Source organism: Chitinophaga silvatica (assembly GCF_003419895.1).
GTDB classification, from domain to species: domain Bacteria; phylum Bacteroidota; class Bacteroidia; order Chitinophagales; family Chitinophagaceae; genus Chitinophaga; species Chitinophaga silvatica.
In genome coordinates this window covers 445,015-458,144 of the sequence record NZ_QPMM01000007.1, presented here as the reverse complement: position 1 = coordinate 458,144, position 13,130 = coordinate 445,015, and the positions used below count along the sequence as shown (strand labels likewise).

Here is a 13,130-nt window from a genome sequence, read left to right as displayed (position 1 = left end):
TTTGTGGAACTCAAACCTTTGTGCAAACTAAAGTTCCATTTTGTAACACGGGTATAATTCCAGGGCCATATTGTGGTAACCCAGGCGATGGCCCGCATTCCGATCAAAATCCATTCTGGTATAAATTCACCTGCTACAAAACCGGCACTTTAGGGTTTACAATCACCCCTATGGATTTAAGTGACGATTACGACTGGCAGGTATTTGATGTAACAGATAGAAATCCTAATGATGTTTTTACCGACAGAAGTCTTTACGTAACCATGAACTGGTCGGGCGAATCAGGGGTAACCGGTGCTTCGTCTGCCGGCAACTCTCTGGATGTTTGCGGAGGGTATGGATTACCGCTATTCAGCAAGATGGCAGTGATAAAGGAAGGTCATGATTATCTCTTGCTTATCAGCCATTTCACCACTGCATCTCAAAGTGGCTATAAACTTGAATTTGGTGGTGGAACTGCTGTAATCCAGGACCCGAATAAACCGGAAGTAGAACATGCAGGCTATCATTGCGGCCCAATAGCTGTTGGAGTAAAACTAAGCAGGAAAGTCTACTGTAGCTCTATTGCTCCCGATGGAACCGACTTTACCTTTACCATCCCGGGTATTAAAATTGTAAGTGCCGTAGGTATTGGATGTACCAATGCTTTTGATACCGACTCCCTATGGCTGCAGTTAGATAAACCTTTAAATCCGGGTACCTATACCGTCAAATCGAAAATAGGCAGCGATGGTAACACCCTTTTAGGTAATTGTGGTAATGCCCTGAATGTTGATGAAACAGCCACCTTTGAGGTAAAACCTTCCCTTCCTGTGCCTATGGGAAAAGTGATGGCGTTGCCTTGTGCCCCTGATGAAATTCAATTACTATTCGATGCTCCTATCAGATGCGCATCTATTTCAAATACCGGGAAAGACTTTGTAATTAGCGGCCCTTCACCCGTAAAAATTATTGAAGCTACCGGAAATTGTAATGCAAGTGGACTCACTACTACGGTAAAACTAAAACTGGATCAACGTATCCTCGTTGCTGGCGATTATACTATTACACTTGTTAAAGGAGATGATGGCAACACAATTGAAAACGAATGTCATATTCCTACTGCTGCCAATCAGACTGCCGGTTTCAATATTCCAATACAACCAACCGTAAATCTGCTGAATATTGCAAAAGTTGGCTGTACCCCCACTTCCTTAAAAATCGGTCTATCAACACCTGTAAGGTGTAGTTCTATCGCCTCCAATGGAAGCGACTTCAAAATAACCGGTCCGCAAGCCATTAGTATACTCGGCGCTACAGGGAATTGCAATGTAAATGGTCTTACTGATTCTATTACTTTACAATTATCTGCCCCGATAATGAAAGGAGGCAATTATATAGTGGAACTTCGTAAAGGTACCGATAACAATACCTTGATTAGTGAATGCTGGCAATCAGCCCAATTGCCTCAACAATCTGCTGTGCAGGCAGCTGATACCGTAAATGCAAAATTCAATTACGATATAAGTCAGGATTGCAAAATTACAACAATGACTTTTTCCCATGATGGAAGAAACAACGTAAACCAATGGCAATGGCAATTTGACGATGGTGAAACCAATTCTTCACAATTATTTCAAAAAGTATATACTACTCTGGGAATTAAACATTTCGCTTTGAAAGTTTCCAATGGAGTTTGCGAAGCACAAACAAGTATAGATACTTTACTGAGAAGTGAAGTAACTGCCATGTTTGATGTGAATCCCGGACCTTATTGCCCAATGGATGTTGTTATTCCCGTTAACCAAAGTTTAGGTTCCATCAAATCCTATCTGTGGGAATATGGTAACGGCAGCACCAGCAAGGCTGCTAAAGCTATGAATATGGTATATATACCTTCACAAAGAGAACAGCAATATCGCATCAGGTTAATTGTAAAGAATGAGGTAAACTGTGCTGATACCGCCGACAGGTATATTACAGCAGTTTCCAGTTGTTATATTGATGTTCCAACTGCCTTTAGCCCCAATAACGACGGACAAAATGATTACCTCTACCCTTTAAATGCATATAAAGCCATTGATCTCCAGTTTAGTATCTACAACAGAGAAGGAAACCTGCTCTTTAAAACTACGGATTGGCGAAATAAATGGGATGGTACTGTAAATGGTAAACCTTCTGATATCGGCACCTATGTTTGGATGCTGGAATATACAGAATCCGTAAGCGGTAAGCGAATATTCAGGAAAGGCACCACCGTTCTGATCCGATAAGTTTTTTGGTAATCTTACCGAAGTCCTTTAATTTTTAGGCGGAAAAAGCAACCCGATTTTGAAAACAACGATCTTACTCTTAACCATGACAGCAGCTTGCGCATTAAATTCGCAGGCTCAAAACCATGCCGCTACCGAAGCGATAAACAGTACTGCACTGGCATCGCATATCAAAGTATTGGCAAGCGATGCCTTTGAAGGCAGAAAACCTTTTACAAGAGGAGAAGACAGCTCCGTAAATTATATAGCCAGAGAATTTAAAAAGATAGGACTTATACCCGGAAACGGTGATAGCTATTTTCAGAATGTTCCTATGGTTAGCATTTTATCTAAACCTACTCCGTTAGTCATTAAAGGCAACAACGGCACAATGAATTTAGATTATGGAACTGACTTTGTAGCCGCAACCAGGTATCCAGTACCGCAAGTCAAACTTCCACCTTCTGAAATGGTATTTGCCGGATATGGCATTGTTGCCCCTGAGTTTGGATGGAACGACTATGCAGGACTTGATGTTAAAGGCAAAACTGTTGTTGTGCTGATTAATGATCCCGGCCAGCTTGATCCCGCACTTTTCAGAGGTAAGAATATGACCTATTATGGGAGATGGACCTATAAATTTGAAGAAGCGTCGAGGCAGGGTGCTGCAGGTGTAATAATCATTCATAATGATGCCGGAGCCAGTTATCCCTGGTCTGTAGTCCGCAATGGCTGGGCCAACTCAAAACTTCATCTGGCTTCCGATGAAAAGGATATCCACAGAACGCTAATGGAAGGCTGGATTACCCAGGACGCAGCCATCAGGATGTTTAAACAGGCAGGGGTTTCTCCAGATATAATGGAACAGGCCAAAACTAAAGGATTCAAACCGGTTGATCTTCATCTGACTGCTGAAGTTGTAATAAATAATACTATCCAGAATTCTACCTCCAGAAATGTAATCGGTATTTTAAATGGAGCCTCTGCTCCCGCTGAAGCTATTGCCTATACTGCACACTGGGATCATTTTGGAATAGGACCTGTAATCAATGGCGATTCTATTTATAATGGGGCTGTAGACAATGCCACCGGAGTTGCAGGCCTGTTGGTACTGGCGAATGCATTTAAAAAACTTAATCCTGCTCCTAAACGCTCCGTTATTTTTGTAGCGGTAACCGGCGAAGAACAAGGCTTGCTAGGAAGCGAATATTATGTAAATCACCTGAAAAATCCTGCCTCCATTGTGGCGGATATCAACCTGGATGTAATGAATACATTCGGCAAAACTTCAGATGTTACTATTATAGGTTATGGCCAATCGGAACTTGAAGATTATGCAGCGAAAGTTGCAGCAGCACAGGGTCGCACGATAGTACCGGAAGCCCATCCGGAAGGTGGATGGTTTTTCCGTTCAGATCATTTCAACTTTGCCAAAAAAGGAATCCCCGGCTTATATATTGGTCCGGGAACCAATGTAATTGGGAAGAGCAAAGACTATGCATCTGAAAAAATCAAATTATACAATACAACAAAATATCATACTCCAAAAGATGAGTATGATCCTGAAACCTGGGATTTGGCTGGCATGACAGAGGATGTACGCCTCTTATTTCAGGTAGGTTATAAATTAGCAAACAACGGTCTTTGGCCTAAATGGAAAGAGACTTCAGAATTTAAAGCTTTGAGAAAATAAATGATTATGGTAGGATTTGGGTTAATATTGATAGGATTGATTTTGGTTTTATATGTGATCAATATTTTTAGCAGAATCAAAAAGAAAAAACTGGCTGTTCCTGCCGATTTTCAATCGTTGCTTGAGGAAAATGTACGTTACTATCAACTTTTATCTCCTTCAGATAAAAGCAGGTTTGAAACAATGGTACAACGTTTTTTAAAAAGAACCAGTATTGAAGGAGTTGGTACTACCGTAGAACCACTGGACAGAGTCCTGGTTGCCGCAAGTGCTATTATTCCAATATTTGGGTTTAAAGACTGGGAGTACTTCAACCTGACGAATGTTATTCTCTATCCTGATACCTTCAACGAAAATTATCAGTATGAAGGGAATAAACGACAAATACTCGGTATGGTAGGCAGTGGCCCGCTGAATGGGCAAATGATTCTTTCCCGCTCTGCATTGCGCGAAGGATTCAGTAACAAAACAGATAAAAGCAACACGGCTATCCATGAATTCGTGCACCTACTCGACAAAACAGATGGCGTAATTGATGGTTTCCCTAGCAAACTGATCGAACATAGTTATAGTATTCCCTGGATGAAACTGGTTCATAAAACCATTCAACAGATTACAGACGGACATACAGATATTAATCCATATGGCGCATTAAATGAAGGAGAATTCTTTGCTGTGATTTCTGAATATTTCTTTGAGCGCCCGGACTTGCTGGCAGAAAAGCATCCGGAACTTTACCAGATGTTGACAAAGATTTTCAGGCAGGATCCTTCGCGCGAATATTTCTCGCAAAGGCACAGAGATTAATATTAAGGCACAAAGGATTTTTTTTTAAGAAGATAAGGATTGAAGCGAATATTATTAAGAGCTACTGACTGGTTACCATTATTATTGAAACCTTTTGGTAGTCCTTAAAAAACATCCTCTTCAATCCTTATCTTCTTAAAAAAAAATCCTTTGTGCCTTAATATTAATCTCTGCGCCTTTGCGAGAAACTACAAAGTCTTCACTCTGATATTTCTGAATCGTACAATCGACCCATGACCCAGGAAGCCGATATGGCCTGTTTCATTTTTCAAACCAGGATGGTCTTTATGATCTAAAGTACCGTTCTTACGGGCATCTGCAATATCACCATCTAATATAACGGTACCATTCAAAATTACCTTGATACGGGTACCATTAACGATAGCTTCTTCCACATTCCACTCTCCTACAGGTTTCAGGAAACCACGTTTTGCAGGAATAACTCCGTAAACCGAACCATGATATTGATAAACATTCAGATCCTTATAAATATCAGCTTCATTATCCAGAATTTGTAACTCCATTCCCACGTAAGCAGCATCACCTTCCAGTGGAGCACGGATACCTAAACCATTGTTAGCACCCGGAGTAAGCTGGAATTCGAAACGGAAAGAAAAGTTTTTATACTCATCTTTCGTATACAGGTTACCATGACCTCCATTAGTCGGGAAGATTACCAGATCGCCATTATCGATCACATAATCTTTAGTATTACCAACCCATTCGTGCATATTGGTACCATCGAACAATACTTTGTAACCAGCTTTCTTTTCTTCGTCGCTCAGTACAAAAGGCTTAGGACGAGGAATTTCTTTGATATACAAATCGCGGTATGCAACATAAGTACCATGCGCCTGTAATTCTATCTGCTCTTCAGGGAAAATAGGCAATCCGCGATCCCAGTAGTTTTCAAGGATGGTATTATCAGTTACCAGTTCACCATTCAGATATACGGTTACTCTGTCACCTTTCATGATGATACGGAAGTGATTCCACTCACCAATAGCATTATCAGCCAGTTTCAGCGGTTTGCTTTCGTGTTGCTGATTATTGTATAAACCACCTGAACCTACCTGAGCACCAACATCTCTGCGAGAAGTATCCCAGATCTGAACCTGAGGAGAGCCACGCAAGTAGATACCAGCATCACCTTGTGCAGTGATTTTCCAATCTACCAGCATTTCAAAATCTCCGTATTTCTTCTCAGTACAAAGATTATCGCCATGTCCATTGAATACCAACAAGCCATCTTTTACAGACCAACCGGTTTTCATGGTTTCATCAGCTTTTTGTTGAGCTTTGGCTAAAGTTTTAGCATCCATTTTACCGCGGGCAACCGGATTTTCAACCAATCCTTTCCAACCATCCAGATTCTTACCATTAAACATGGTTACAAAACCTTCACCGGCAGGCATTTCGCCAAGATATTTCTTAATAGCCTGACGCTGGTAATCCGCATCTCTGCCTTTTAAAGCAGTGGCAGCGTTTTCCAGTACCTTGCGAACAATTTCACCATTATAGCTTTTATCTGCCAGTGCAATATTCATTACAGCAGTAGCAGCCGCTTGTTGCGCATTTGAATTGAGATAATCAGCCGCAAATAAAAGAGCAGGTAATGTTTTACATTGTTCTACTCCTTGTAAAATTTTTTCCTGGAGAGCCGGAGTGGAAGTCAGCTCCATTGCGTTACGCAACATGAGCAATTTCTGTTCGGCAGGGAAAGAAGATTTACGGGCTAAAGCAACATAACCGGCAACAGCTTCATCACGAAGATTGGCACCTGAATTATCACGGGCAATTTGCAAAAGGCTTGCAGCAGCATCGGTGTTTTTCCAGGCAGCCAAAGCGGTAACAGCCGCTTTTTTCGTATCGGCATCACCAGATTTATAACCAGCTTCAACTGCAGATAAAGCAGTTTGTCCACCGATTCCGGCTAAAATTGGTAAATAGAGCTTTTTCTTATCAGCGCTTACCTGTCCGAGTTGGGCCATGATTTCATCGCCACCAGCTCCACTATTAATAATAGCCGACTGAATATTCGCAATATCAGCACTTGAAGTACTATTGTTCAATAAAGAGAACAAGGAAGAAAGAGAGCCTTTGGCAGCAACATCCTTTAAGGCACTGATAGCAGCAGTACGAACAGTAGCATCACTATTATTGGTAAGTGCCAGTACATCATTCACTCTGTTATCGGCTTTACGTGCAGCCAGTACCGATAGTAGGGCTGTTTGCGCAGCGGCAGGCATGGTAGCCAGTGCAGCGCCGGATTGGGTAGCTACGTCATCACCCGGCATAATAAGCAGAGCGTTTTTTACAGCTTCAATTGTATTGGCATCGCCACTTTTCATGGTAGCCAGCAAAGAAGCCAAAGCGCTTGTACCACCTATTTGGCCAGCTGCTTTGATAGCAGCCAGTTTTACTGTTTCATTTTTGCTTGCCAGCAACTTTAATACAGCAGGTAATGCAGCAGCCACCTTATTATTTCCGAGCATATCTATAACGGCAGCTTTATCGTCATTGTCGGCTCCCGTTAATTTTTTAAGCCAGGCTGGATTGTTAGCCAGGGCATATTGACCAGCAAACTTTAGAGCGGCATCGCGATAAGCTTGTTGTTTATCGTTTGCAGCAGCCAGCAATAAAGGCATACTTTGCTCGCCCTTGATAGAAGTTAATAATTTAAGAGCGGCAGTACGTGTATGCACCTGCGTAGGAGCAGTTGCTTTACCCAGCAGCTCCTGTGCAATTTTTGCAGCAGCGTCTTTATCATTCAATGCAGCAGCATAGTTGAGATAGGAACTGGTAGCATTGGTTACTTCATATACATAACCACTTTTAGCAGCAGCAGCGGCTAAAACGGTGGCAGAAGAAGGATCAGCAATTTCTGACAGTGCATACAAGGCAACTTTCGCCAGCTTCTTATCGGAAGAAGTAGCAAAACCAGCTATGGTAGCAACAGCAGGAGTGTATTTGCAATCGCCGATTGCTTCGGTTAATAAGATTTTATTATCCGGAGAAGCCGAGGATAAAGCATTCAGCAATGCAGTCTTAGCATCCGGAGTATTGATTTTCACCAGTGTACGGGCAGCAGGATCGCATAAACGACTATCAACCAGATATGGTTGCAGCGTAGCAACAGCGCTGTTATCACCAACAGTCTGAATTTGTGAAATCAGGAAGTCTTTGATTTCAGGAACTGTAGATTTGGATAATGCTTTACAAAGTGCGCTCACAGCTTGTTTGCGGGCATTTTCCTTACCGGGTTGGGTAACATAATAGGTATAGCCGGAGATAGCATATTCCAGCTGGGTATTATCTCCTTTACCCGGAGCTACCATCATGCCGGCGATAGTGGATAGTCCTTCTTCTCCTAAAGCAGCAATAGCTTCCATATTGGTATTGAACTGCGTTTTATTAGGAGCAGGCATCAGAGCCAGTACATCGGCGATTTTGGTATTGAAGGCTCGCTGATCGGAAGGACCCTGGGCCATGATGCCGGTAGTCAGAGCGAGCAGCAATGCTATAAGTACATAGCGTATCTTTTTCATACTTTTTTTCTTGTTGATATTAGATTGTCCAAGGTCCACGCATTGGTTGATAAATCAGCGCATTAGCGCCGGCATCGTCAATGAACTCCTGTTTTACCGGATCGAATTTCAGGGAACGATTTAGCTTCAGTGCTATTTTACCCATGTTTACCAGTGTAGCAGAGCGATGTCCATTTTCTTCATTCAAAGCGAATTTGCGACGGCGTTTAACCGCATCTACGAAATCGATTTGTTGAGGAGCCGGATCAGGGAATGCCGCTAATTTCTTTTCCAGATCCGGGATATCGGAACGGAAACCAGGATAGAGTTTACCTTTAGGACCTTCTATATATGCAGCTTTATCGTCTACTCCTTCTCCGTCTAAAATGATTTGACAACCATCGGCGTAGGTGTAGGTTATTCTTCTCCAGGTACCAACGGCATCGAAATGTTGCTGAGGTGCATCAATTTCAACGCTAACGGGGCTGGTATCATCTTTACCAAGGATATACTGAACAGGGTCTATATAGTGCTGGCCCATGTCGCCCAATCCACCGCCATCATAATCCCAGTATCCTCTGAAGGTACCGTGAACTCTGTGCGGGTTGTATGGTTTGTATGGAGCAGGTCCTAACCACATATCGTAGTTCAATTCTTTAGGAACCGGCATTTGTTCCAGGTTTGTTTTACCTACCCAGTAGAATTTCCAGTCGAAACCCGTGTGTTTACCGATTGTAACCTTTAAAGGCCAACCAAGGAGGCCACTATCTACCAGTTTTTTAATTGGTTTAACAGTAGTACCCATTCCGTAGAAGTTATCTTCAAAACGGAACCAGGTATTGAGGCGGAAAATTCTGCCATGTTGCTGCACTGCTTCTACCAGGCGTTTTCCTTCTCCAATGGTAGCAGTCATAGGTTTTTCGCACCAGATATCCTTACCTGCGCGGGCCGCATCGGCAGCAATAATACCGTGCCAATGAGGAGGGGTTGCAACGTGTACAATATCTACTTCCGGGAGGTTGATAACTTCGCGGTAATCGGAGAATGTTTTCACTCCTTTACCTTTATCACCCAATAATGCGAGTCCTTCCTGCAGATGTTTGCTATCAACATCGCAAAGGGCTACTACTCTAGTTCCGGCATAGCCAAAGTGATTTCGGCCCATACCTCCAGTACCAATAACCGCTTTGGTCAACTGATCGCTGGGCGCCAGGTAACCACGGCCAAGTACATGGCGGGGCACAATAGTGAATGCAGCAAGCGCTCCCAGAGAATTCTTTATAAATGATCTCCTCGAATCGCTGTTTTGTTTAGCCATATATTAATGATAATTGTATTTCCTGTGGAAAAAGACTCTGTTCGTTCACTGTATTTTTAGCGTTTTCATTGTGGAATCCTGGAGGGCTTACCAGATTCACGTACGGAAAGATAGGGTGAAGATGGGGTAAATGCAAGAAGGGGGTAAAATAATATTGATAAACGGTAAAGCGTACAAAGTACGTTACACTTCGTAGAAATAAAATGTATGAGGGCGGGTTGAATGCCCCCATACAAGTAACCGCAAATAATAGTTAACACCCAAACAACCAGGGGTAACTAAAAAGTTTAGATGATCTGTAAATCATACCATAAGCTGGCAGCTCCAATCAATGCAGCACTTTCACCAAGTATGGCTGCCTGAACTGGAATATTGAAACCAGCTGCCTGTAATGCCTTATTAAGGTTAGGGAAAAAATAAGCAGATGCATTGGCAATGTTGCCACCGATTACTATTGCTTCCGGCTTTTCTGTTTCAATAAATGAAATCAGGAAATCTGCAAGGTTAACTGCAAATTCATCGAATACCTGCTGTACTTTAGGATCAGTTCCATGAAGCGCAACAAGTGCCTTTACATCAGCTACGGAAGTGCCGCTAACTTCTTTATAGCGAGCTACAAACCAGCGGGTAGATAAATAGTCTTCTGCCATCTTTCCTTTAAAAGGAGAACACCAGAGATTTGCATCATGTGCCACTCCATCATAGTAAGTTGCAGAACCCAAACCGGTACCAAGAGTTAATCCGATTACGCGGTTATTTCCCTTACCTGCACCACTAAATACTTCTCCTTGCAAAAAGCATCCTGCATCATTAATAAACCGAATCTGTGAAGAATCTATCTGCAGGTTTTCTGCTAATAGCTGCTTCACATTCAGTCCGTATAACGCATCATATTTATGTTGACCTTTCATGAGGCTGATGCCTTCTTCGTAATCGAATGGTCCTGGCATTCCTATGCCAATATGTTTGATACCTTCCGGCGCCTTACTAAATACTTCTTTTATAACAGAAGCCCATGAGTCGATTATTTCGGTTGATTGGGCCTGAGAATTTACCCTTGTACGATTCCATGAGCCTTCAATGATAGACCTGGATTGAAGGTCAACCAATGCAGCTGTAATATGGGAACCGCCAATATCTATTCCTAACGCCGTGGAATTACTCATCATATTTTATTGAAGATTTGCTAAATCGTTTAAGCAAGACAAATATATAAAAATATTTCGTTGATTTAAGAAAATGAAAATTTATTGGCAAAAGGTGTTATTAAATTTAATGAATAAGTAGAGTTTTTTAAATTTTCAATAGTTGCGCTCTCTTTTTATATCAAATTCATGAATCTGATTCATCTGCTTAATCTTATCATATTTTGATGATTCAAAAAAACTTCTACTTTTACATCTGCATTTAATAACACAACAATGGAATCTGATAATTGCTCCGGCAACGATATCCTGATCACTTACATCTCGACCAACTTCAATACCTCCCCTCCGTTTCAAAGAAGGAACTAGTATAGAACTAAATCCCGTTTGCCCTTTCTACAGCAACTTGCTGGCAGAATCCGCATACCCATAACTTTCATTATCATCATCACACATTAATCAACTAACAAATGGAAAACACCAGTGTTGTATCCTGGGGGTTGCTAATTGGCATACCCTTAATTTGCCTGATTCTGTACAAAGTCATTCTTCGTATATGCTTTGGCGTTATTATAGTACCTGAAGACAGGATAGGATTAGTCACCAAAAAATTCGTACTCTTTGGTAAACAGGAATTGCCCGAAGGCCGTATTATGGCCACCAATGGAGAAGCCGGATTTCAAGCCCAGACTTTAGCTCCGGGTGTTTACTTCTGGAAATGGTTCTGGCAATACAGCGTTACCTTCCAGCCCTTCACAATTATACCTACCGGTAAAATCGGACTGGTACTAGCTAAAGATGGTGCTGAACTCGAAACCGGCGCTATCCTTGCCCGTAAAGTACCTTGCGATTCTTTCCAGGACGCTGTATCATTCCTTTCCGGCGGCGGACGCAAAGGCCGTCAGACTGCCATCATCACTCCGGGATCTTATCGTATCAATACTTTTCTCTTTGAAGTAGAGATCACCGATATGCTTTCTGTGCCTGATAATGCTGTAGGTATTATTACCACACTCGAGGGTAAAGCAATCGAAACCGGATCTATTGCCGGTAAAACAATTGATGGCCATAACAACTTCCAGGACGTGGATTCTTTCCTCGAAAAAGGTGGATATAAAGGGCTGCAGGAACAAGTAATTCTTGCAGGTTCCTACTTCATTAATCCATGGTTTGCGAAACTAGAACTGGTAAACATGACAGAAATCGCCATTGGTCATGTTGGCGTAGTTATTTCTTTCGTAGGTAATGATGGAGTGGATATCAGCGGTGCCGAATTCAAACATGGAAACATTGTTGCCAAAGGCAGTAAAGGTGTATGGGCCGAACCATTAGGCCCCGGTAAATACCCTATTAATCCCTATATCATGAAGGTAGAGCTGGTTCCTACTACCAACCTGGTGCTGAACTGGGCTTCTGCAAGAAGTGAATCACATCAGCTGGATAAGAACCTCTCTACCATTACTGTCAGAAGCCGCGATGGTTTTACTTTCAACCTCGATGTTTCACAGATCATTCATATCCCAACCAATGAAGCTCCTAAGGTAATTGCCCGATTCGGAAACATGAGCAATCTGGTTACCCAGGTACTTGAACCTACTATCGGTAACTATTTCCGAAACTCGGCCCAGGGTGCTGATGTAATCAGCTTCCTGACCAGCAGAAAGGAAAGACAAACTTCTGCTAAAGAACATATCGGTCAGGTATTGGACCAATACAACGTTTACGGTGTGGATACCTTAATTGGTGATATTGTTCCTCCTGAAACGCTCATGAAAACACTTACCGATCGTAAGATTGCTGAAGAACAGAAAATCACTTACGATACGGAGCGCCTGGCCCAGGAAACCAGACAAACACTGGAAAAAGAAACTGCTATCGCCGAAATGCAGAAAGAAATCGTAAAGGCCGATCAGGGTGTATGGATTGCCGAACGCCTTGCCGATGCTTCTGTGAAAAAAGCTACCGGTGATGCCAATAGCGTTAGACTGCAAGCCAACGCCGAAGGTGAAAGAATGAAATTACTGGCTGCCGGTGAAGCCGAAAAAATCAGATTACTCGCTAAAGCTGAAGCCGAACGTACCGAACTTACTGCTAAAGCCGATGCCGAAAAAATTGCACTTACCGGTAAAGCTGAAGCTGAAAAGATTCTTGCTATTGGTCAGTCCAGCGCCGAATCATACAAACTGGCAGTGGAAGCAATGGGTGGCGACAACTTTACTCAACTTAAAGTAATGGAAGCTATCGGAACACAACAGATCCGCATTATGCCTGATGTGTTGATCGGTGGTGGTGAAGGTGGTAATGGCCCAATCAGCGGATTGCTCGGACTCAAGCTCCTCGAAGATGTAGCCAAAAGAAAGAAAAACGAAGAGGCAGAGTAATCATCAACCTAAAAAAATAAAAACGATA

At 42.4% G+C, this 13,130-nt stretch carries 7 protein-coding genes; 4 read left to right on the top strand and 3 right to left on the bottom strand.

Translation table 11 applies throughout. The features are described 5' to 3' along the window. Positions 1–20 precede the first annotated feature (20 nt). The 3 genes from DVR12_RS15285 to DVR12_RS15275 all read left to right on the top strand — a co-directional run bounded on the left by DVR12_RS15285 (position 21) and on the right by DVR12_RS15275 (position 4,731). On the top strand, positions 21–2,252 hold the full coding sequence (locus DVR12_RS15285) for a T9SS type B sorting domain-containing protein (protein WP_158563281.1): 2,232 nt from the start codon (positions 21–23) through the stop codon (positions 2,250–2,252). Positions 2,253–2,337: 85 nt separating this feature from the next. Then, positions 2,338–3,924: a M28 family metallopeptidase gene (locus DVR12_RS15280; RefSeq protein ID WP_116976656.1), complete on the top strand. Its 1,587-nt coding sequence runs from the start codon at positions 2,338–2,340 to the stop codon at positions 3,922–3,924. 6 nt (positions 3,925–3,930) lie between these two features. Further along, the gene (locus tag DVR12_RS15275) at positions 3,931–4,731 is read left to right on the top strand and encodes a M90 family metallopeptidase (protein ID WP_199417116.1); all 801 of its coding nucleotides are present in this window, start codon (positions 3,931–3,933) and stop codon (positions 4,729–4,731) included. Positions 4,732–4,919: 188 nt separating this feature from the next. Here DVR12_RS15275 and DVR12_RS15270 read toward each other — a convergent pair whose 3' ends face one another. From DVR12_RS15270 to DVR12_RS15260, 3 genes are all read right to left on the bottom strand, one after another. Further along, positions 4,920–8,279, bottom strand: coding sequence for a family 16 glycoside hydrolase (locus DVR12_RS15270; RefSeq protein ID WP_116976654.1), 3,360 nt, complete (start codon positions 8,277–8,279; stop codon positions 4,920–4,922). 19 nt (positions 8,280–8,298) lie between these two features. Beyond that, positions 8,299–9,576 carry a Gfo/Idh/MocA family oxidoreductase gene (locus DVR12_RS15265; RefSeq protein ID WP_116976653.1) on the bottom strand — a complete coding sequence of 426 codons (1,278 nt, stop codon included), beginning with the start codon at positions 9,574–9,576 and terminating at the stop codon, positions 8,299–8,301. 287 nt (positions 9,577–9,863) lie between these two features. After that, the gene (locus DVR12_RS15260) at positions 9,864–10,745 is read right to left on the bottom strand and encodes an ROK family protein (RefSeq protein ID WP_116976652.1); all 882 of its coding nucleotides are present in this window, start codon (positions 10,743–10,745) and stop codon (positions 9,864–9,866) included. 446 nt (positions 10,746–11,191) lie between these two features. Between DVR12_RS15260 and DVR12_RS15255 the strand changes: the two genes are divergently transcribed. Continuing rightward, positions 11,192–13,102: an SPFH domain-containing protein gene (locus tag DVR12_RS15255; RefSeq protein WP_116976651.1), complete on the top strand. Its 1,911-nt coding sequence runs from the start codon at positions 11,192–11,194 to the stop codon at positions 13,100–13,102. The last annotated feature ends 28 nt before the right edge of the window (positions 13,103–13,130 follow it).

Bases quoted from the DNA above. Each gene is read 5' to 3' on its own strand.
- DVR12_RS15280 (WP_116976656.1), top strand. From the start codon at position 2,338: ATGACAGCAGCTTGCGCATTAAATTCGCAGGCTCAAAACCATGCCGCT.
- DVR12_RS15275 (WP_199417116.1), top strand. From the start codon at position 3,931: ATGGTAGGATTTGGGTTAATATTGATAGGATTGATTTTGGTTTTATAT.
- DVR12_RS15270 (WP_116976654.1), bottom strand. From the start codon at position 8,279: ATGAAAAAGATACGCTATGTACTTATAGCATTGCTGCTCGCTCTGACT.
- DVR12_RS15265 (WP_116976653.1), bottom strand. From the start codon at position 9,576: ATGGCTAAACAAAACAGCGATTCGAGGAGATCATTTATAAAGAATTCT.
- DVR12_RS15260 (WP_116976652.1), bottom strand. From the start codon at position 10,745: ATGATGAGTAATTCCACGGCGTTAGGAATAGATATTGGCGGTTCCCAT.
- DVR12_RS15255 (WP_116976651.1), top strand. From the start codon at position 11,192: ATGGAAAACACCAGTGTTGTATCCTGGGGGTTGCTAATTGGCATACCC.